20 protein-coding genes and 1 rRNA gene are annotated in these 19956 nt (G+C 47.8%); 6 read left to right on the top strand and 15 right to left on the bottom strand.

The genetic code is table 11. From position 1 onward, the window contains the following. A 16S ribosomal RNA gene (locus MHM89_RS18210) occupies positions 1-113 on the bottom strand; the annotation flags it as partial. Positions 114-762: 649 nt separating this feature from the next. On the opposite strand from MHM89_RS18210, the gene MHM89_RS18215 reads away from it, so the two are divergent. Continuing rightward, complete coding sequence (locus MHM89_RS18215; protein WP_045979511.1) at positions 763-1221, top strand: RNA-binding protein; 459 nt, start codon at positions 763-765, stop codon at positions 1219-1221. A gap of 26 nt (positions 1222-1247) precedes the next feature. Here MHM89_RS18215 and MHM89_RS18220 read toward each other — a convergent pair whose 3' ends face one another. Genes MHM89_RS18220 through MHM89_RS18230 form a run of 3 tightly spaced genes read right to left on the bottom strand, consistent with a single transcriptional unit; the run spans position 1248 to position 5580 of the window. Beyond that, on the bottom strand, positions 1248-1988 hold the full coding sequence (locus MHM89_RS18220) for a phosphoadenylyl-sulfate reductase (protein ID WP_045979512.1): 741 nt from the start codon (positions 1986-1988) through the stop codon (positions 1248-1250). 25 nt (positions 1989-2013) lie between these two features. Beyond that, the gene (gene cysI / locus MHM89_RS18225) at positions 2014-3732 is read right to left on the bottom strand and encodes an assimilatory sulfite reductase (NADPH) hemoprotein subunit (protein WP_022946132.1); all 1719 of its coding nucleotides are present in this window, start codon (positions 3730-3732) and stop codon (positions 2014-2016) included. A 36-nt stretch (positions 3733-3768) separates the two neighbouring features. Next, positions 3769-5580: an assimilatory sulfite reductase (NADPH) flavoprotein subunit gene (locus MHM89_RS18230; RefSeq protein ID WP_239409409.1), complete on the bottom strand. Its 1812-nt coding sequence runs from the start codon at positions 5578-5580 to the stop codon at positions 3769-3771. A gap of 295 nt (positions 5581-5875) precedes the next feature. Between MHM89_RS18230 and MHM89_RS18235 the strand changes: the two genes are divergently transcribed. Continuing rightward, positions 5876-7498, top strand: coding sequence for an endonuclease (locus tag MHM89_RS18235; RefSeq protein WP_239409410.1), 1623 nt, complete (start codon positions 5876-5878; stop codon positions 7496-7498). Positions 7499-7551: 53 nt separating this feature from the next. Here MHM89_RS18235 and MHM89_RS18240 read toward each other — a convergent pair whose 3' ends face one another. Beyond that, positions 7552-7935 (bottom strand): hypothetical protein, encoded by a 384-nt coding sequence (locus MHM89_RS18240; protein ID WP_022946129.1) that lies wholly within the window; start codon positions 7933-7935, stop codon positions 7552-7554. Between the two features lie 111 nt (positions 7936-8046). Between MHM89_RS18240 and MHM89_RS18245 the strand changes: the two genes are divergently transcribed. Next, positions 8047-8754 (top strand): hypothetical protein, encoded by a 708-nt coding sequence (locus MHM89_RS18245; RefSeq protein ID WP_239409411.1) that lies wholly within the window; start codon positions 8047-8049, stop codon positions 8752-8754. Positions 8755-8796: 42 nt separating this feature from the next. On the opposite strand, the gene MHM89_RS18250 is transcribed toward MHM89_RS18245, so the two are convergent. After that, positions 8797-9681 carry a LysR family transcriptional regulator gene (locus MHM89_RS18250; protein WP_239409412.1) on the bottom strand — a complete coding sequence of 295 codons (885 nt, stop codon included), beginning with the start codon at positions 9679-9681 and terminating at the stop codon, positions 8797-8799. A gap of 120 nt (positions 9682-9801) precedes the next feature. On the opposite strand from MHM89_RS18250, the gene MHM89_RS18255 reads away from it, so the two are divergent. After that, positions 9802-10371 (top strand): NAD(P)H-dependent oxidoreductase, encoded by a 570-nt coding sequence (locus MHM89_RS18255; RefSeq protein WP_053911811.1) that lies wholly within the window; start codon positions 9802-9804, stop codon positions 10369-10371. Here the strand turns inward: MHM89_RS18255 and MHM89_RS18260 are convergent. The 3 genes from MHM89_RS18260 to MHM89_RS18270 are packed head-to-tail and all read right to left on the bottom strand — an operon-like array spanning position 10355 to position 11951. Beyond that, entirely contained in the window at positions 10355-10861 is a 507-nt protein-coding gene (locus MHM89_RS18260) for a YgjV family protein (RefSeq protein ID WP_130147991.1), read from the bottom strand. The genes MHM89_RS18255 and MHM89_RS18260 overlap by 17 nt on opposite strands. 55 nt (positions 10862-10916) lie before the next feature. Next, positions 10917-11480: a Crp/Fnr family transcriptional regulator gene (locus MHM89_RS18265; protein WP_239409413.1), complete on the bottom strand. Its 564-nt coding sequence runs from the start codon at positions 11478-11480 to the stop codon at positions 10917-10919. A 21-nt stretch (positions 11481-11501) separates the two neighbouring features. Then, positions 11502-11951 (bottom strand): TerB family tellurite resistance protein, encoded by a 450-nt coding sequence (locus MHM89_RS18270; RefSeq protein WP_022946123.1) that lies wholly within the window; start codon positions 11949-11951, stop codon positions 11502-11504. Positions 11952-12020: 69 nt separating this feature from the next. Between MHM89_RS18270 and MHM89_RS18275 the strand changes: the two genes are divergently transcribed. Then, complete coding sequence (locus MHM89_RS18275) at positions 12021-12368, top strand: hypothetical protein (RefSeq protein ID WP_239409414.1); 348 nt, start codon at positions 12021-12023, stop codon at positions 12366-12368. A 10-nt stretch (positions 12369-12378) separates the two neighbouring features. Here the strand turns inward: MHM89_RS18275 and MHM89_RS18280 are convergent, their stop codons facing one another. The 6 genes from MHM89_RS18280 to fabR all read right to left on the bottom strand — a co-directional run bounded on the left by MHM89_RS18280 (position 12379) and on the right by fabR (position 18710). After that, a complete protein-coding gene (locus MHM89_RS18280; RefSeq protein ID WP_022946121.1) occupies positions 12379-12981 on the bottom strand; it encodes a hypothetical protein in 603 nt (200 codons plus the stop codon). Between the two features lie 85 nt (positions 12982-13066). After that, positions 13067-13666 (bottom strand): 3-isopropylmalate dehydratase small subunit, encoded by a 600-nt coding sequence (gene leuD / locus MHM89_RS18285; protein ID WP_239409415.1) that lies wholly within the window; start codon positions 13664-13666, stop codon positions 13067-13069. Continuing rightward, a complete protein-coding gene (leuC, locus tag MHM89_RS18290) occupies positions 13663-15066 on the bottom strand; it encodes a 3-isopropylmalate dehydratase large subunit (protein ID WP_239409416.1) in 1404 nt (467 codons plus the stop codon). Before leuC ends, leuD begins: the two co-directional genes overlap by 4 nt. Positions 15067-15086: 20 nt before the next feature. Next, entirely contained in the window at positions 15087-16163 is a 1077-nt protein-coding gene (gene leuB, locus MHM89_RS18295) for a 3-isopropylmalate dehydrogenase (protein ID WP_022945941.1), read from the bottom strand. Then, positions 16160-17710 (bottom strand): 2-isopropylmalate synthase, encoded by a 1551-nt coding sequence (leuA, locus tag MHM89_RS18300; RefSeq protein ID WP_239409417.1) that lies wholly within the window; start codon positions 17708-17710, stop codon positions 16160-16162. Before leuA ends, leuB begins: the two co-directional genes overlap by 4 nt. A 385-nt stretch (positions 17711-18095) precedes the next feature. Continuing rightward, a complete protein-coding gene (gene fabR, locus MHM89_RS18305) occupies positions 18096-18710 on the bottom strand; it encodes an HTH-type transcriptional repressor FabR (RefSeq protein WP_022945939.1) in 615 nt (204 codons plus the stop codon). A 111-nt stretch (positions 18711-18821) separates the two neighbouring features. On the opposite strand from fabR, the gene MHM89_RS18310 reads away from it, so the two are divergent. Further along, a complete protein-coding gene (locus tag MHM89_RS18310; RefSeq protein WP_239409418.1) occupies positions 18822-19952 on the top strand; it encodes a fatty acid desaturase in 1131 nt (376 codons plus the stop codon). Positions 19953-19956: the final 4 nt, after the last annotated feature.

The raw sequence follows: 19956 nt of genomic DNA on the forward strand, positions 1-19956 counted from the left end.
CCCGTCCGCCGCTCGACGCCAGAGGTGCAAGCACCTCTTCGTTTCCGCTCGACTTGCATGTGTTAGGCCTGCCGCCAGCGTTCAATCTGAGCCATGATCAAACTCTTCAATTAAAAGTTTTTTATTCCCCACCTAATGAAAGGCGAAGAATCATGCTCAATGAATTCTGATTTTGATTCTTTCGAATCGAATTGACTGTGCTGAAACAAGTAAACTTGTTTCCGTTGGTCACTCAGTTCAATTGAGACTCTAAATCTGTTTGCGTCATCTAGCGAACTAGAATCGGCTGTTAGAACTCAATCTGTACGAGTGCCCACACAGATGATTGCTTCATATTTTTAAAGAACGTTTTAGGCTTTCGCCTCGGAAGCTTTGCTCCCGTCCAGGGCTGCGCATTCTACGCTTTCCTGATTTTGTGTCAACACTTAATTTTAAGTTTTTTTAATTCGCTTTAAACTAAGTTTTATTTGACTCACCTGACTCATTGAAGTGCTTGTTTGTAAGCAGTCCGCCGTGTCGGTGGATGCGCATTATAGGGAGATCGAAAATGAGATCAACACTTTTTTTAAAGATCTTTTCTGATCGCTCAATTTAGCAACAAAAATGTGTTTTTTGCTCATTTTTAATACATCTATACTGAGCTTGAGCAATAAAACCCGAAGTTTCCCGCTTTACTTGTTGCTATGTGTTGTAATGTCGTTAAGATAACACACTGCATTTTGTTAATTTTATGTTTATTCTATGTATATTTGGTAGATCACAATGACGTCACCTAATTTAAAAGCAATTATAATCTCAGTTTCTATCGCTGTTCTGGGTTTTCTTATACTGCAATTTGCAGTTCCTCAGTTGCAGCTTTCACCAGCCGTTACATTTGCGCTAGGCGCTATATTGGCGGGTTTCGCTCCCTTAGCTTTCAACCAGTCACCGCAGCATGATGCGGTAGATGCCGATGTAACCGATACGAAAACACTCTATGTTGGTAACTTACCCTACCGTGCAAACGAGCATATGGTTAAGGAGTTATTTGAACAGCATGGCACTGTTTTCAGTGTTCGATTACTCAAAGATAAACACACAGGCAAGCGCCGAGGTTTTGGTTTTGTCGAAGTCGCATTGAAAGATGCGGATAAGATAATTGATAAACTGAATGACAATGAGTACCAAGAACGGACTCTGAAAGTTAGAGAAGCGAAGCAAAAGCAAGAAGGCAACGCATAAAAAAAGAGGGCTTAAGCCCTCTTTTTTTATATTCCATCACCATCTATATGCAAACCACATTCTCGATTAAGGCCAAAGAAGCGCGTTTCCTCTTCGCTCATGCCCGGCTCCAGTTTACGAGTAGTATGCACATCCCCCATCGAAACATAGCCTTGCTCCCACAAAGGGTGATACGGCAGATCATGTTTAGTTAGATACTGGTATACATCACGGTTCGTCCACTCCAATATAGGATAAACCTTGACCGTACCGCGACTAATTTCAACCACATTTTTGTCCTGGCGAGTGCTCGACTGCTGACGACGTAAGCCACTGAACCACGTACCTACTTCCAGCTCGTTCAATGCTCTGGTCATGGGCTCAACTTTGTTGATCTGGTTATAAAGCTTAATACCAGCCTCTCCCTGCTCCCACAACTTCCCATACTTAGCTTCTTGCCATGCGGGACTGATAGCTGCTTTATAGACTTTTAGATTAAGCTGTAAGCGCTCAGTCATCTGCTCTATAAACTGGTAGGTTTCTGGAAATAAGTACCCTGTATCAGTCAGCACTACGGGAATGTCGTGCTTTTGCGCCGTTAGCATATGCAGCATCACCGCCGCTTGAATACCAAAGCTGGAGGACAGCATGGGTGTGCTTGGCAAGTTATCCAGCGCCCATGCAACACGTTGCTCTGGGGTTTTGTCCGCAAGTATTCCGTTGATATCGGTTAGCAAGCTTTGTTGCTGCTCTTTTTCAAGCGTTAAAATGTGCTTAAAATCACTCATGACTTGTCCTCATTCCCGCACTTAGTTATGCGTGGAAATCTGTCTTTGATACTTTGACTTCAGTAACGATGCCTTGGCGAATAACAAAATCCCCAAACCCTTCGTCTTGCTCGCGTTCATTGGCCCAACGACCGATTAGCTCGTCTAGGGCTTCTAAGTAAGTCTCTTCGCCAACATTTTCGAGATACAACTTAGGAATACGTGTTCCTTCTCGGTTGCCCCCGAGATAGAAGTTATACTTACCCGGCCCTTTACCCACTAAACCAGCCTCGGCGAGCATGGCTCGACCACAACCATTAGGGCAACCAACCACGCGCAAAATAATGTGCTCATCGGCAACATTGTGCTTGGCTAGTAAGGCTTCCGTTTTTTCGATTAAACTCGGTAAATAACGTTCAGCTTCTGCCATCGCCAACGGACATGTGGGCAATGACACACAGGCCATAGACGCTTTGCGCTGCTCACTATCGCCGTCGTCTATCAGGCCATGCTCGCGCGCCAGCTGTTCTATTGTGGCCTTTTGCTGTGCAGGTACACCGGCGATGATAAGGTTCTGGTTTGCAGTCATGCGGAAATCGCCTTGGTGGATTTCAGCTATTTTTCGACATCCCGTTTTTAAAGGCTTACCTGGAAAATCTAGGATCCGGCCATTTTGAATAAACAAAGTAAGATGGTGTTTACCATCGATGCCCTCAACCCAACCAAAACGGTCACCACGATGAGTAAACTCATAGTCACGACTTGGTTCAAACTTGACGCCAGCACGCTTTTCAACTTCCGCTTTAAAGGCATCGCTACCAAAGGTGTCTAAGGTGTATTTCGTTTTCGCGTTTTTACGGTTTACGCGGTTACCCCAGTCACGTTGTACTGATACCACATGCTCTGCAATCGCTAAGGTGTGTTCTAAAGGCACAAAACCAAAGTCGTCTGCTTTACGCGGATAGGTATTCACGTCACCATGAGTCATGGCTAAGCCACCGCCCACAAGTACGTTGAAACCAATAAGCTTGCCATTTTCAGCAATCGCTACAAAGTTCAAATCATTGGCATGTACATCCACTTCATTATTCGGTGGAATAGTGACCGTCGTCTTAAACTTACGCGGCAGATAAGTAGACCCCAAAATAGGCTCTTCATCTGTACTCTCTGACTTTTCACCATTAAGCCAAATTTCCGCGTATGCTCTGGTCTTCGGCAACAAATGCTCAGAAATCTTCGCAGCCCACTGATAAGCTTCTTGATGTAGCTCAGACTCTACTGGGTTTGTGGTACACAACACATTACGGTTCACATCACCCGCAGTAGCGATAGAATCGATACCGACACTGTTGAGCATCTGGTGCATATCTTTGATGTTAGGTTTGAGCACGCCGTGAAACTGGAAGGTCTGCCGCGTCGTCAAACGGATACTGCCGTACATGGTTTTTTCATCAGCAAATTTGTCGATGGCCAACCACTGTTGTGGCTTGATAATACCGCCTGGCATCCGCGCCCGTAGCATCACGTTGTGCAATGGTTCTAGCTTTTGTTTTGCCCGCTCTGGGCGAATATCGCGATCATCCTGCTGATACATGCCGTGAAAACGGATCAACTGGAAGTTATCAGCGTTAAAACCACCGGTGATCTGATCCTTAAGATCAGTTTCAATGGTGCCACGCAAAAAGTTACTTTGCGTTTTAAGACGCTCGTTGTCAGCAAACTTCGCCTCGGGGTCATGCTTGCTATTTGGCTTGTAGTCGCTCATATCAATTCCTACATTATTTGCGCTGACGGAGTGCGCTTAATAAACATCTTTTTGGTAACGGTTGGCGCTGCGTAAATCTTTAATGTACTGCTCAGCACTTTCGTCGTCTTTGTTGCCATGAGTTTTCACAACATCAATTAAAGCTTGATGAACATCTTTGGCCATACGGTTCGCATCACCACACACATACAGGTGAGCTCCTTGCTCTAGCCATGCGAAGAGTTGTTCACCTTGCTCACGCAGACGATCTTGGACATACACTTTTTCAGCCTGATCGCGACTCCAGGCAACATCAATGTTAGTGAGTAAACCCGATTTTAAATAACCCTGAATTTCGGTTTGATACAGAAAGTCTTGCGTAAAGTGTGGGTTACCAAAGAAGAGCCAGTTTTTGCCCTGTGCGTCACGGGCTTCACGCTCTTGTAAAAACGCTCTAAATGGCGCAATGCCGGTTCCTGGACCAATCATAATGACTGGCGTGTTATCATCACTTGGCAAACGGAAGTTATCATTGTGCTCAGTGAATACGCGAACTTCACTGCCTTCTTCTGCAACACGACATAAGTAACCTGAACAGCCGCCTAGGTGGTTCTCACCAAAGGCGTCAAACTCAACGACACCAACGGTAAGGTGTACTTCGTCCTCAACCTCGCTTTGGCTCGAGGCAATGGAATACAAACGTGGCTGCACCTTGCGCAAGCAATCAACCAACTCTTGAGCACCAATTTGTGCCGGATGCTGGAAAATCACATCAAACGTTTGTCGCGCTTCAATGTATTCACGCATCGCCGCTTTATCTTCGACTAGGGCTAATAGCTCTGGTGTGTTAGTAGCTAAGGCGTACTTTTCCACAAACCCTGGGTAAGACTGAGTAAGTTCTAACTTCTCTATTAACGCATCACGTAGGCTGAGACTCTCATCACCGAGCGTTATTTGCGTAGCACCATCCAGCTGCAAGAGTGACAATACCTTGTCGACCTTACTTTGCTCATTTAAGAAGTACACACCTAATGAATCACCTGGAGTGTAGGTGATATCTGACCCCTCCAGTGAAATCTCAATATGACGAACATCTTTAGTCGAGTCACGGCCGGTAATTTTCTGCACCGTCAGTAGTTCAGCTGCAAAGGGGTTTTTCTTGTTGTACTGACTTGCCGCTGGGCTCGCAGCGCCAAATGGCATGCTCACCACATTTGCCTCGCCGCCTTGTTGCGCTCTCAGCTCAGGCTCAAATGCATCTAGGGCTCCAGCAATCCAGGTCTCGCTTTGATCTTCATAGTCAACATCTAGATCAGCGCGTTGGTAAATGCTTTGCGCCCCGAGCTTAACTAAGCGCTCTTCAAAATCTTTCGCCGTTTGACAGAAGAACTCATAGCTTGAGTCGCCTAACCCAAGCACCGCAATTTTAACGTCATCAAGCTTTGGCGCTTTTTTGGTGGTTAAAAATTCATGTAAGGCCTCAGCATCTTCTGGCGGCTCGCCTTCACCATAAGTAGAAACCACGATGCTAATAAATTTTTCTTTCTTTAATGCTGTAGGCTTGTAGTCCGCCATACTAACTAGTTTCGCGGCTAACCCTCTGCTTTGGGCTTGCTCTTTAAGTTGTGTGGCCACAGCTTTCGCGTTACCCGTTTGTGACCCGTAAAGGATCGTTAAAGCAGCAGCCTCAGTGGCAGCGGGCGCACTCACAGCTCCACCAGCCAAGGCTGCAGTATTTGCATTGGCAGCGAGATAACCACTGACCCACGCCTGCTGAATTGGATTAAGTTCAGCCACCAAACCTTGGAGCTTCTGCACCTGTTCAGGTGTAAGCGGGCTTGCAGCCGCATGCAGCTGGTTTAACAACATTTTAATTCCTCTGACCCATGAAAAACGCCACCATTTAAGTTTGCGGTGGCTGATTAAATTCGTACTACGTTGGCAACCCAAGTCACTTTTTTGGGTTTTTGTTAGCGTGAAGCATACCTATGAGCGACGTTTGGAAAAAAGAATAGAATCTGCTTTGTTATTCCATTTGGTTATGAAATTAGAATTTATCCAACAAAAACAATTTAACGGATCAGCGACTATAGTTACCCTGTGTCACTTTGGGGTAATACTCCTTCGGCACAATTTATAACCAAAAGAATCAACAGGTATAACAATGAGAAATTTTTCACATAACATCGTGGCGCTCACGCTACTGTCAACGGCTAGTTTCGCTGCTCAAGCTCAGGTATTGGATAATGGTGGGTTTGAGGCTTGGAACGCGAATGTTCCTTCCGGGTGGAGCACAATCGATACTGGTATTGAAGTGAGTCAAGAATCTGCCAATATATATGCTGGCAGCTATGGCGCGAAGGTGCGCGTAACCACTGGCTCACAAAGCAGTACAGACCTACGACAAAGCATTGACGTAAGTGCCGGCCAGCAATATCAATTTGCCGTTTGGGTTAAACATACCGAAGGCAACGTGCGTGCACGGCTGTACGTTGATGGCTATCAAAACTACTCTAATCCAGCCCAAATAAATCAATGGCAACAGTTAAACTATACCTATACTGCTACTAGCAGTGGTCAGATAGAGGTTGGCTTACGCTTTTATGATGTCAGTGGCTTTGATGGCAGTGAAGTGGTTTATATCGACGAATTTGCCCCGAGCAACGGCCACAGTGAGCCACCAACAGGCTCTTGCAGTGAGCACACTGTCACCTTAACTCTGCACACCGATAACTATGGCAGTGAAACAAGCTGGGAGCTGAGCCAACAAGGGGGCAACGTCGCCAATGGCAGTGGCTACCAATCTAACCAAGAATACAATGAAGACATGTGCTTGGCCGATGGTGACTATACCTTCACCATTTTTGATAGCTATGGCGATGGGATGTGTTGTGGACAAGGCTCTGGCTCTTACGAATTAAGCAATGGCAGCACCGTACTAGCCAGTGGCGGGCAATTCACCTATTCGCAAGCCACATCTTTTACCCTTGGCGACAGCGACCCAGTAGAGCCCCCTCCAGTCGACGGATACTATAGCTCAGCTTCAGGGTTAAGCGGATATGCCTTAAAAACAGAACTACATAACCTCATCAGTAACCATGCCAATCAGGGTTATGGTGCCATTTGGGGTTTCTATGATCAGTACGCTCGAGACAGCTATTATGAGAATGACAACAGTATTCTCGATCGCTACTCAGAGCGTCCTTCAAGCACTGATTCACACAGCTTCATTAGCATCAACGACCAATGTGGCAGCTACAGTCGAGAGGGTGATTGCTACAACCGCGAGCATAGCTTTCCAAAGAGCTGGTTTGGTGGCAAGGTTGAGCCCATGAACTCAGACGTACACCATATTTTCGCATCTGACGGCTATGTAAATGCCAAACGTGGAAGTTATCCTTTTGGCGAGGTCGGCAGTGCTAGCTACACTTCCAGCAACGGTTCAAAATTAGGCGTTGCGCGCAGTGGCTTAGGTTACAGTGGCACGGTGTTTGAGCCAATTGATGAATTCAAGGGTGACTTTGCACGTGCTCACTTTTACATGGCAACACGCTATCAAGACCGTATTGCCGGCTGGAAGAACAATTCGAGTTATGGCAGTGCCGTGCTTGATGGCAGCAGCAATCAAGTATTCAGCTCATGGGCACTGACGATGTTATTGCAGTGGCATCAGCAAGACCCAGTCTCTCAAGCAGAAATAGACCGCAATAACGGCGCTTACAACCATCAAGGCAATCGGAACCCTTATATCGATCATCCCGAGTTTGCAGCCCTGATTTGGCAATAGTCGTTCACAACTAAAAAGGCGCCAATTGGCGCCTTTTTACAATTTAAATAACTTTAATCTTGTTCTAAGCCGTACAGCGTAATCTCAATACCTGCACCAATAGCAGAAATACGAAGTAAAGTATCGGCGCTAATGGCTTCATTAAAACATTTGGGCGAGTGACCAGAACTAAAGCCCAAATCAAACGTACGACGCGAGCAGCTCAGCCATTGTTTAAGTCCGGCTTTAGAACATGACTCAATCAGCTCGCACAATTCATTGATGGCTTTATCTGGGCTCGGGCTATCGACGTTAGCCTCAATACGCGCGAGCTGGCGTGTTTCGTCTTTGTCGTAGTGCAAAACAATGGCGCTTTTGTCTAAATCAGCGACTAGCGCGCTAATATCATGTTGTGACTCCAGCTCAAGATCCACATTAAGAAATTGAATATCTGCCATGCACCGTTCCTATTATCCACGCACTAGTTATTAACTGCGTCATTGTGTCACATTGACCGCCAATAACAAGAGCGTAAACTGAGTTACACCTGCCACAAAGACAACAACAATATGAATAAACGTCTTTTCAAGCACAGCCGAACATTACACAAATGGGCTGGATACGTACTTGTGTTGCAATTATTTGCTTGGCTCACGGGTGGCCTTGTGATGAGCGCACTACCGCTCGACAAGGTACATGGTAAGCATTTGGCAAAGCGCACGCTAGAGAACCCCTTTTCCAGTAGCGACTATACTGCCTCCTTGGATAACATTCGCATGCAGATGCCCTCACTGAGGCAGCTACAATTTACTCACCGCCTCAATCAACCAATCATTATCGCGGCTGAGGGCAAGCAAGAGCATGTTTTTCACGCCCAAACGGGTCAGCTATCTGCGGCTCTTAACCAAGAGCAGGCTGAGCGTATTGCCTATAACCATTATCTTGGCAAGGGTAAGGTTAGCCTCGCAGAGCGCCTTATCACTGGGCCACAGGAGATCGGTTACCGTCAAGATGTGTGGCGTATCGAGTTCGATGACTGGTGTGCAACAACGCTTTATTTAGACGCGTACAGTGGCCAGTTTATTACTGTTCGCTCAACTATTTGGCGCATTTTCGATTTCTTCTGGATGCTGCACATTATGGATTACCAAGAGCGCAAAGATTTCAACAACCCGCTGCTGATAAGCTTTGCAGCTGCCTCTGTATTATTTGCTATCACAGGGGGGATGTTGTTGCTGCAAAACCCACCTTGGCGCCGACGGAAAAAGCGCAGCTAGTGCCTAAAGGGCGATGCCTCAAAGGTGAGCACACTGCCATTGCTATTTACGAAAGTGTTGCTTCAATAATTGCGCGAAGGCTTGGACCTTAGCACTGCGATGCACTTGATGGTGAGTCACCAACCAAATATCACTGTGCCAGCTTAACTCACTGCCAAGCACAGGCTTTAGCTGTGGGTATAAAGCTGCCACTTCTTTTTGCATCCCGCCAATCCCTAGGCCGCTGGCAATCGCCCGATTGGCATCAGACGTTTCTGACACCCGCAAGGTGATCTGCTCACCCGGTATATGCTCATCCACCCAAGCAAAATAAGGGACTCGACTATTGAACCCGGCCACACCAGATATGAAATGATGCTGTTGCAACTGGGCCATGGACTGTGGTTCACCGGTGCGAGCCAAATAACGTTCATGAGCGTACAACCCTGCCTCGATAGTACTGAGGTATTGGGCAATATAATCGCCCTCATCTGGGCGCGGACCAGCACGCACAGCAATGTGTGCTTGGCCATGATCGAGGCGCAAGCGCTTTTGATCCAACAGCACTTCTAATTGCACCTGGGGGTGCAGTGTTTGAAACTGCTCACATACCGGCGCCAACACATCGATAAAGCCGCTTACTGTTGTTAGCAGTAACGAGCCAGACAAAGTCGTGTCTGCAGCCATAATATCGTTGTGTAATAACTCTAACTGCTCGTTGATTTGCTCTGCACTTGCAAACAGTTTGGCACCGGTTTCTGTCATGGAGTAACCTCGAGCATGACGGTGAAACAATCGCGCATTCAAGCTTTGCTCGAGATGATTAATGCGTCTTAGCACTGTGCTATGGTGCACACCTAAGGCTTCGGCCGCTGAGGTAAGAGTCCCTCTTCTGGCAACTTCAAATGCTACTTTGATATCCTGCCAGTCGTTAAATTCTATCGCCATGGTTGCATTCTCTGTGTATATACGCACATAAGCTTTGCGTTTTTTGCGCTTTTTTGCAAGTCTGATTTTGGCTAAAGTACGTACTAACACAGACTAACTTACAGCATTAGGATATTCACTATGGCAACAGCAAAAATTATCGCCCTCGCAGGCAGCCTTCGTAAAAATAGTTTCAATCAGGCAGTGATCAATCATGCCGCACAATTGGCGCAACAGCAGGGCAGCGAAGTCGAAGTAATTTCTTTGGCGGAGTTAAACTTGCCCATGTTTGATGAAGACATTGAAGCACAAGGTGTACCAAGCAGTGCGCAACAACTAAAAGATAAATTGCGTTCAGCGGATGCTATTTTACTTGCCAGCCCGGAATACAATGGCTCAATCACAGCGGTATTAAAAAACGCCATAGACTGGGCATCACGTACTGAAGCCGGTGCAACGCCCGCATTTCGTAACAAGGTAGTAGCGTTATTCGCAGCGTCTCCTGGCGGACTCGGTGGCCTACGCGGCTTAAATCACGTGCGTGACATCCTCAGTGGCATTGGCGCATTAGTGCTTGGTGACCAACTCGCTATTGCTGGTATCCACGGCTTTGTGAACGACCAAGGAGAGCTGACCGACAGCGCCACCAGCGAGAAAATAGCCGGGCTTACGTCACAACTTATCGACGTAACGTCTAAGTTGAAAAGCTAAAAAGCTGCCGGCGATAGCGATATAGCGCAATGACGTTGCTGCTTACAAACAAGCCCTCAAGTAACGCAGCCATAGGGGAGCCTGCAGCAACGCCATACGCTAACCAACAACCACTACCCAAGAGCATCAGTAAACGCATCGTCAATTGCCGGCGCTGAAATGCAGCGCAGGTTTGTATACAACTTCCCGCCAAAGCCCACAGCGAAATAGGCGACTGCCATACAAATAAAGTTGTCAGTATCGACAGAGCCATAAATATCACCATCAGCCGCCGCTGTTGATAATGAATACTGAGCGCAAAGCGCAAAGACGCCAGCAGCATCAGGATGGCGCCGCTGTACTGAGTTAATAAAACATAATGGCCACTGGTCAGAGCCGTAGATAGCACCAAGCATATTAGGACACTGCGCCTTTGTGGTAATTGAAACGATACTAAATCGCAGACAATAGCGATAGCAACCAGTAGCTGAGATAACCAAAACCAATCCATACTCCCTCCACTGCCGGAGTATGCCGAGTATAGGCTGGGGCCGCCTTAACCTTTGTTAATTCAATCCTAAACGAGCGCGTATCCGCGACAGACTCACGGCACTAATCCCTAAATATTTGGCCACTTGCGTAAGCGATAATTGCGCCAACCAGTGTGGTCGGTGGGTTAATAAAAACTGGTAACGCTGCTGTGGACTTTGCAGCAACAGGAAGGCTTCTTTAGACTCTTTAAATAATACTTGTTGCTGTAGCAAAGCCATAGTTAATGAGTGCCACCGAGGCTGTGCCAGCTCAGCCAGGGGCACACGCAACAAGCAGCTGGGTTTGAGTACCTCTAAGCTGTAGTTTGCAGGTTGTTGAGTGATCCAGGCACTGTATATAAACGCCAATTCACCCTGAAAATAGAACTCTTTATAATGTTGTTGTCCTTGTTCATCGAGATACGCGGCAACTAACACCCCGGATTGTACAAAGTATGCATAATTCTGTTGTTGTTGCTGTTCGAGCAATACATCATGAGTGTTCATCTCTAAACTTTTGATAGCATGACTGTGAGCGAGTAACTGTTGCAGTTGCTCACTCACAACTTGACTGGCCTGCCCTAATTGCTGATAAGCCAAGGCACAAGCCTCTGCAACTGGTTAACTTTGCACATTTGTCGCTGCCAACTTTGCTTGAATAAAATCATTATGAGTTACATAGAGTAAATCAGCTACACGGCGAATAACATGCTCTTCATGCTTATCTAATTGGCCATCTGCATAGGCCAGTCGCCATAACAACTCGATAATCTCTATACGCTCCTGTGCATTGGTATTGTCATTGATCTGCTTAGAAAAACGGAAGTAATCAATGGCTTCATCAAGGTCTTGACTGGCCGCTGTGATTAAGTTGTTTACCTCTTCCTCGCCTAAATCAAAGTATTTCTGTAACAGCACGACCATGGCTTTGCGCTCATCTTCTTGAAGTTCGCTATCGGCACGCATCACCTCAACCAGTAGCGCTGCGACTGAGGTTTTAAAATCAGGCGAGTCATCTTGCTGTGGCTGTGACTGTAAAGAATTAAAGAACCGTTTTAAATTATTGAGCATGGCACGCCTCCCGCTTGGTGTTACACTCACTGTAAAGGATACTCCCAGTACACACAACAAGGGTTGTTTATGTCGTCATATCGCTATGCTTTTCTGCTTTTCATGGTCGCAATGAACTGGGGATGTAGCTACACTCCTGCACCTATTGGTGAGCAAGAAAAGTTCTATGACTTTGATAATAAGGTGAATTACTACCAAACTAGGTTAAGTAAAAAGCGCTATCGTCTGGAAGTGGTTGAGGATGGTTACCAACAGTTCGCCAACCAGAGTGTGTTTTTATTACGTCACAGTGCTCAGTTGTGTAACGATTCCACCTTCTCTTTGCGCATTACCCAAGGTGTGCAAGACTATGAACGCTTCCCTACTCACCCACGAGGTTATGAGCCCAACTTGGTTGCTGAGCTCATTTGTGAGTAGCCCTGCGCAATTAGTCTTTATATCCCCAAGGGGCTTTTGGCGGGGTAATGGGCTGGGTCAAATCAAAATCAACGCGAAACTCTCGTCCCTGGCGCACTAGCCGATAAGTAAACTGCTCTGGGTAAATATACATTTGCCAAGTATTACCCACTGATTGTGGGATCCCTTGCTGTACAAATAATTCTTTGGAGTACTGATCCGCCGGGAATGACTGCATGGTGGCATAACCGGCATCCACGGTATGGCCGCCGTACATAGTCGAGACGTCATCGCTGCCATCCTTATGGCGATGGTCATGCTTTAAGCTTAAGCCACTGCCCGTTTTAGTAATAATCCAGGTGCGCGAGGCATCATCACCGACATGAAACGGCACTTGTAACTCGCGCTCTGTACAACGGCGCACGTGCATGACCAGCTTTGCTTCGCTGAAGCTACTTGGTCCTGCGTTATCAACCGTCACCTTTCCTTGATACGCTTTACCACAATGCGCTTTGATATTATTAAAAAATGCATCGTGGGAAGGGATTGAGACCAAAGGCGCAGGGCGCGCTTGCGCACCAGTGGCAACAGCGCCTATCACAGATAACGCCGCACACGTAATCGCTAATTTCATGCTGAGTTCCAAGTAAAGTAAAAGCGCCAATATAGCGCTTTCACTGTTGCTTTCCTACTTTTTACGTTGAAGCACTACCTGCCACTCACTGCCAAGGGCGCTGCGCCTTTAGTTGCTGCTCAAAGGCTTCAATTTGGGCGTTGTATTGCTCAGTCACACCGATAAAATCCAGGCCACTTAACAACCGCTCTTTCACGTCTGCACGCACCGAGAAAGTAATCGGTGCAAAGCGTGAACTGCGCAGCTGCTGATTCGCCAAGTCCACCTCAATATGCAGTGCTTGCTCAGACTCACACAGTGCAAATAAGGCATCCAGCTGCGCGCTCGCCAAGGCGATAGTCAACATTTGGTTATTAGCACAGTTATTAAAGAAGATATCAGCAAAGCTTTCGGCAATGATCACCGAAAACCCATATTGCTTCAGTGCCCAGGGTGCGTGCTCCCGTGATGAACCACAACCAAAATTATCACGGCTAAGAAGAATACTAGCCCCTTGATATTGCGGGTAATTAAGCACAAACTCTGGATCGGGTTGGCCATCGCTAAGGTAACGCCAATCGTAAAACAGGGCTTTATCGAACCCATCTCGACTGGTGGAGGTTAAAAATTGCTTGGGGATAATCTGGTCGGTGTCGACATTATTCTTATCCAACGGGGCCACTAGCCCCTGATGAAAACAGCTCATTGTGCCTCTCCTTGAATATCAGTAAAGCGCCCAGTTATTGCGGCCGCAGCGGCCATCGCTGGACTCACCAAGTGGGTGCGCCCGCCGCGTCCTTGGCGTCCTTCAAAATTGCGGTTGGAGGTCGACGCACAACGCTTGCCCGGAGCGAGTCGGTCATCATTCATAGCTAAACACATGGAGCATCCAGGCTCTCGCCATTCAAAGCCTGCGGCTTTGAAAATATCCGCCAAGCCTTCTTCCTCAGCCTGCTGTTTTACCAGTCCTGAGCCGGGCACAATTAATGCTTCTATGTCTTTGGCTACCTGCTTACCGGCGACCACCGCAGCGGCCGCGCGCAAGTCCTCAATGCGGCTGTTGGTGCATGAGCCAATAAACACCGTATCGACACAGATATCACTGATCTTTTGCCCAGGTCGCAAATCCATATACTTTAAGGCACTGCGAATAGCATCAGCCTTTATCAAATCCGTTTCTTTATCCGGATCGGGAATAACCTCATCCACGCCCAGCACTTGCTCTGGACTGGTACCCCAGGTGACTTGTGGCTGCACCTGCTGAGCATCAATGTCGATGATCTTATCGAAGTGCGCGTCAGCATCCGAGTGCAACGTGCGCCAATAGGCAACGGCCTTGTCAAAGTCTTCACCTTGCGGGGCAAAAGGCCGTCCTTTAATATACTCATAGGTGGTTTCATCGGGAGCGATAAGTCCTGCTTTGGCCCCCATTTCAATGCTCATATTGCACAGCGTCATACGCGATTCCATCGACAAAGCGTTAATTGCCTCGCCACAGAACTCGGCAACATAACCGGTGCCACCCGCCGTTCCTAACTGGCCGATTATAGCCATAATTAAGTCTTTCGCTGTTGCCGTGCTTCGCAGCTTGCCATGAACGTGAATTTTTAACGACTTCGCCTTTTTTTGCTGCAATGTCTGGGTGGCAAGCACGTGCTCAACCTCGGACGTACCAATACCGTGAGCCAATGCCCCAAACGCACCATGCGTGGAGGTATGGCTATCACCACAGACAATGGTGGTCCCGGGCAGCGTGATCCCCTGCTCGGGACCCATCACATGTACAATGCCCTGGTTAATGGAGTTGAGGTCGTACAATCTAATGCCGAATTCATCACAATTTGCCTGCAATGCCAGTAACTGGTTACGCGAGACAGTACTTGCGGCATCCAAAGAGCGAGATTTGGTCGAGACGTTGTGATCCATGGTTGCGAAAGTTTTCTCTGGACAACGTACAGTGCGATTTTTCTCGCGCAACCCGGCAAAAGCTTGAGGTGAGGTGACCTCATGCACTAGGTGACGGTCTATGTACAGTAAGTCGGTTTGTTCATTTAGACTGGCGACGCAATGAGCCTGCCAAATTTTATCGTATAACGTGTATGCCACTTGCTACATCCTTTTACTTGTTAAATGCGCTCAACGATGGCTGCCGCTACATCGCGCGTGGTATAGCCCGCATCGGGAAAGATATCTGGCGTGCCAACCCCTGCAGCTACGGCTTCGGCTACGGCTTTCTCAATACGCCGTGCAGCCTCGTCTTGCGCTAATGAGTAGCGCAACATCAATGCCGCACTGAGTATTTGCGCAATGGGATTAGCGACCCCTTTACCGGCAATATCTGGCGCCGATCCGCCGGCAGGTTCATATAAACCGAAGCCGGATTGATTAAGGCTAGCCGAGGGCAACAGCCCCATTGAACCGGTGATCATGGCGCACTCATCGGACAAAATATCGCCAAATAAGTTGTCACACAACAGCACGTCAAACTGGCTCGGCTGCTTCACGAGCTGCATCGCGGCATTATCAATGTAGATATGATCGAGCGTGACATCGGGGTAGTCTTTACTTACGTCATTCACTACCTCTCGCCACAACACACTGGTGGCCAAGACATTGGCCTTATCCACCGAGGTAACATGATTATGGCGCAGCCGCGCCGCTTCAAAAGCAAACCGAGCGATGCGCTCAATTTCACTACGAGCATAGGTTTGCGTATCAAACGCAGCTTCGTGCTGCCCTTCACCACTGCGTCCTTTCTCTCCGAAATAAATCCCCCCTGTTAACTCGCGTACACAGAGTATATCGAAGCCGTGAGCGCTAATATCTTGGCGCAGCGGAGAGGAGGTGCTCAGCGCAGGCAATAATTGCGCCGGACGTAAATTACAAAATAACCCGAAGTGCTTGCGTAGCGGCAATAATGACGCCCGCTCTGGCTGTTGCTCAGGAGGGAGGTTTTCCCATTTTGGTCCCCCTACGGCACCAAACAGTATCGCGTCAGCGGTTTCACATGCCGCCAGCGTTTGCTCCGGCAGCGCTACACCAAACTCATCAATGGCGCCGCCGCCGACGGCGTGATGGTGCAGGTTGAGGCTAAAGCCAAATTCGCGACTGCAGGCCGCTAATACCATTTCTGCTGCGGCCATCACTTCTGGACCAATGCCATCGCCGGGTAATACGGCGATACTGTAACTGTTTTGACTCATCCTGCTTTCCTTTGTTGCTGCTTTAAGCTCGACACTTGCTGTGCTCGATGAATAATGTTGTAAACGCGGATCATGGCACGTACCGACGCTTCGACGATGTCGGCGGCAAGCCCCGCGCCGTGATAGGTACGCCCCTGATATTGGGCAATAATGTCAACCTGGCCTAAAGAGCTAGCTCCTTGCCCGGTGGCATCTAAGTTGTATTCAATCACCTCCACCGCCATGCCGGTTAGTCGGGCTATGGCAGCAAAAGACGCTTCTACCGGGCCGTTACCCGTGGCCGCTTCTTGACGCTGTTCACCAGCAATGCTCAAGCCGATGGTCGAACTGGCGACTGATTGTGAGTTCGACGCGGAATTAACAAACTGCAACTGGTAATAATCGTCTTTATCGGTGATTTGATTGAAATAAATAATGGCTTCAAGGTCGTAGTCGTATACCGTGCCTTTTTGATCGGCTAACTCCAAAAAGCTGGCGTATAAGCTATCCATATCGTAGTCACCGCCTTGATAACCTAGTTCACTCAAGCGATGTTCTATAACATGGCGGCCCGAGCGTGAGGTCATATTCAGTTGATTATTGGGCACTCCAACACTCTCTGGCGACATGATTTCATAGGTATTTTGCGCCTTGAGTACACCGTCTTGGTGAATACCTGAGCTGTGGGCAAAAGCATTTTCGCCGACAATGGCCTTGTTCGGCTGTACTGGCATATTGCAGATCTTAGCGACCTGGCGCGACGCCCGATATATCTCCTCACTGCGAATATCGCTGTGCACTTGCAGATGGTCTTGGCGCATTTTCATGATCATCGCCACTTCCTCTAACGAGCAATTTCCAGCGCGCTCACCAATGCCATTAATGGTGCATTCGATTTGTCGTGCTCCCGCTTGCACAGCGGCAATAGAGTTGGCTACCGCTAAGCCTAAATCATTATGGCAATGCACGCTCAAGCGTGCTTGATCAATATTGCTGACATGCACTTTGAGATAACGGATCATGGCCGCGTATTCATCTGGAGTAACATAGCCGACCGTGTCAGGCAGATTAATGGTCCTGGCGCCAGCGGCAATGGCGCGCTCAACGACGTAACATAAATCATCATGGGGGGTGCGCCCGGCATCTTCGCAGGAAAACTCAACGTCATCAGTGTATTGACGGGCTTGGCTAATTGCTTGTACCGCCATGTCGGTGGCCTCGGCGAGCGTCATACGTAACTTATGTTCTAGATGCAGTGGACTGGTGGCGATGAAGGTATGTATACGGGCCCGCTGCGCGCCTTTAAGCGCCTCCCCGCATGCTTCAATGTCTTTGCTCACTGCTCGTGCTAAGCCACAAATAATGGGCCCTTGCACCTCATTAGCAATACGCTGGACAGCCCGGAAATCAGCAGGGCTGGACACCGGGAAACCAACTTCCATCACATCCACGTTAAGACGACTGATTGCATGAGCCAGTTGCAGTTTGTCGTCTTCCGTCAAACTTGCTTTCAATGCTTGCTCACCATCGCGAAGGGTGGTGTCAAATATCCATACCTTGTCTTGCATACTCAGTCCTCTAAAAGATTACCGCCGGAAATAAAAAACCCCGCTCGGGAGGGCGGGGTTGTGTTCGTTTCGTATTACTAACAATCAATACATCACGCCCCGCTAAAGCTCACAAGGAGTAGCAGGTTTAGGAGCAATGTAATGAATTGATTGGTGCGCATAATTGAGCATCGCTGTTAGTAAGATGGCTATTTTTTAACACTAAGAGAACAGCGGGGCAAGCATAAATATTCCAAAAATACCGGTTAAAACCCGCAACTAAAGAAATATAAATCCAACAAAAACAGATAAACTGAATTGATATAACAAATTAGAGATTAAGAGAACAAAGAAGGCGCTCGAGAAACAGAAATAGCGCCAAGGTTATTTTATTTTCCAAAAGCGTTTATTTGCTCGCTTTTTGTGCATAGTGATTGCCGCCATGAGAGATATAACGCAACTGCCAAATCAACCGCTCTATTAACTCCTCACGCGACTGCCCCTCTAGGTCGAGCGCTTCAGCGCCAGATGTGAACACTATGGTGACCATGGCTTCGGCTTGCATATGGGCGTGCGAGGCATCACAGCGCGTCTCGCTTTCCAGATAATGCGCTAATTCGAGGATAAAATGCTTAATCTCTCGGGCCACGGCGGCACGGAACGCTTTCGAGGTACCTGAGCGCTCGCGCAATAGCAGTCGAAACTGATTCGGTTGATTATCGATAAACTCCAAAAAGGTCAGTACCGATGTGGAAATGACGCTGCCACCACTGGCTATTCGTCGCCGAGCTTGGCGCATAAGCTGACGCAGAGTCAGGCCTGCCTCATCAACCATAGTTAAGCCCAGCTCATTCATATCTTTAAAGTGGCGGTAGAAAGAAGTGGGAGCAATCCCCGCCTCGCGCGCGACTTCACGCAAACTCAAATTGGAAAAGCTATGTTCAGCACTGAGCTGATTGAATGCTGCTTCTATCAGAGCTTGACGAGTTTTTAGTTTTTGCTGGGCGCGAACTCCGGCCATCTTTGCCACCTAAGCAGTTAAAAACTTAAGTCTAATACTTGACGCTAAAGGATTGAACCTCTATTTTAGCGTACAGTTGTACGCTGAGATTATTTATAGAATAGTTATAGAATGAAAAAACCACCTATTTTGTGGGTCAATGTGCTGTTTTTTAGCCTGTCATTTTTGGCCGCCATTACGTTAGTTCCCTGGTATGGAATCACCTACGGATACACAAGCGCGCACTGGATTGCCTTTATTGCCTGTATGTTTTATGCCGGGCTGTCAATTACGGCTGGATATCACCGCTTATGGGCGCACAAAGCCTATGAGGCACACCCCGTTATCGAAGTGATTTTCGCACTCGGCGGGGCCTTCGCACTGCAAAACAGTGCGTTGCATTGGAGTAGCGATCACCGTGTACACCACGGCCAGGTTGACGATCCAGTAAAAGACCCCTACGCCGCCACGCGCGGATTCTGGTACAGCCATATTGGCTGGATGCTCAGAGATTATCAGGGTGAACAATACAGTAATTACAACAATGCCCGTGACTTACAGCGCAATAAAGTAGTGATGTGGCAGCACCGCCATTATATGAAGCTGGTCTGGGCGATGAACCTCGGCCTGCCGATGCTATTAGGGCTGATCTTTGGTAACGTGCTAGGCATGATGTTACTTGCTGGCTTACTGCGCCTGGTACTATCACAACACTTTACGTTTTTTATTAATTCTTTGGCGCATATTTGGGGTTCACGCCCATACACCGAAAAAAACACCGCCCGCGATAATGGTTTCTTGGCGCTATTAACTTATGGTGAGGGCTACCATAATTTTCACCATATTTTCGCCAGCGACTATCGCAATGGCATTCGTTGGTGGCATTATGATCCGACGAAGTGGCTGATCCGCGCCTGCTCATGGGTCGGCTTAGCGAAAAAGCTAAAGCGCACTCCAGTGGAGCGTATTGAGCGCGCCAAAGCACAAACCTTAATGAGCCGTACCCAAGGTAAACTGGCAGCCATTGAAAGTGCTCAGGAAAAACTGGTTTTGCTTCAAAGCGAGTATGATGTACTGTTGAAAAAACTTCAGCATTTTTGCCAAGTGCAAAAACAAGTACTTGAAGCAAAGCGCGATTCGGTGCTGCAACAATGCGAAAAATCCGCTTTAATGAAGCAATACCATGAATTAGAAGATGCCTGGCAAGCGCAAAAACAAGCTTGGTTAGCCCTCAACGCCCGCTTGCTTAAGGCTCATTGTTAATGCC

It is taken from the genome of Pseudoalteromonas sp. CNC9-20, assembly GCF_022347875.1.
GTDB classification, from domain to species: Bacteria; Pseudomonadota; Gammaproteobacteria; order Enterobacterales; family Alteromonadaceae; genus Pseudoalteromonas; species Pseudoalteromonas ruthenica.

Bases quoted from the DNA above. Each gene is read 5' to 3' on its own strand.
- MHM89_RS18235 (WP_239409410.1), top strand. From the start codon at position 5,876: ATGAGAAATTTTTCACATAACATCGTGGCGCTCACGCTACTGTCAACG.
- MHM89_RS18310 (WP_239409418.1), top strand. From the start codon at position 18,822: ATGAAAAAACCACCTATTTTGTGGGTCAATGTGCTGTTTTTTAGCCTG.
- MHM89_RS18250 (WP_239409412.1), bottom strand. From the start codon at position 9,681: ATGGCGATAGAATTTAACGACTGGCAGGATATCAAAGTAGCATTTGAA.
- MHM89_RS18245 (WP_239409411.1), top strand. From the start codon at position 8,047: ATGAATAAACGTCTTTTCAAGCACAGCCGAACATTACACAAATGGGCT.
- MHM89_RS18215 (WP_045979511.1), top strand. From the start codon at position 763: ATGACGTCACCTAATTTAAAAGCAATTATAATCTCAGTTTCTATCGCT.
- leuB (WP_022945941.1), bottom strand. From the start codon at position 16,163: ATGAGTCAAAACAGTTACAGTATCGCCGTATTACCCGGCGATGGCATT.
- MHM89_RS18280 (WP_022946121.1), bottom strand. From the start codon at position 12,981: ATGAAATTAGCGATTACGTGTGCGGCGTTATCTGTGATAGGCGCTGTT.
- MHM89_RS18220 (WP_045979512.1), bottom strand. From the start codon at position 1,988: ATGAGTGATTTTAAGCACATTTTAACGCTTGAAAAAGAGCAGCAACAA.
- leuA (WP_239409417.1), bottom strand. From the start codon at position 17,710: ATGCAAGACAAGGTATGGATATTTGACACCACCCTTCGCGATGGTGAG.
- cysI (WP_022946132.1), bottom strand. From the start codon at position 3,732: ATGAGCGACTACAAGCCAAATAGCAAGCATGACCCCGAGGCGAAGTTT.
- MHM89_RS18260 (WP_130147991.1), bottom strand. From the start codon at position 10,861: ATGGATTGGTTTTGGTTATCTCAGCTACTGGTTGCTATCGCTATTGTC.
- MHM89_RS18240 (WP_022946129.1), bottom strand. From the start codon at position 7,935: ATGGCAGATATTCAATTTCTTAATGTGGATCTTGAGCTGGAGTCACAA.
- MHM89_RS18270 (WP_022946123.1), bottom strand. From the start codon at position 11,951: ATGCTCAATAATTTAAAACGGTTCTTTAATTCTTTACAGTCACAGCCA.
- leuD (WP_239409415.1), bottom strand. From the start codon at position 13,666: ATGAGCTGTTTTCATCAGGGGCTAGTGGCCCCGTTGGATAAGAATAAT.
- MHM89_RS18255 (WP_053911811.1), top strand. From the start codon at position 9,802: ATGGCAACAGCAAAAATTATCGCCCTCGCAGGCAGCCTTCGTAAAAAT.
- MHM89_RS18230 (WP_239409409.1), bottom strand. From the start codon at position 5,580: ATGTTGTTAAACCAGCTGCATGCGGCTGCAAGCCCGCTTACACCTGAA.
- MHM89_RS18275 (WP_239409414.1), top strand. From the start codon at position 12,021: ATGTCGTCATATCGCTATGCTTTTCTGCTTTTCATGGTCGCAATGAAC.
- fabR (WP_022945939.1), bottom strand. From the start codon at position 18,710: ATGGCCGGAGTTCGCGCCCAGCAAAAACTAAAAACTCGTCAAGCTCTG.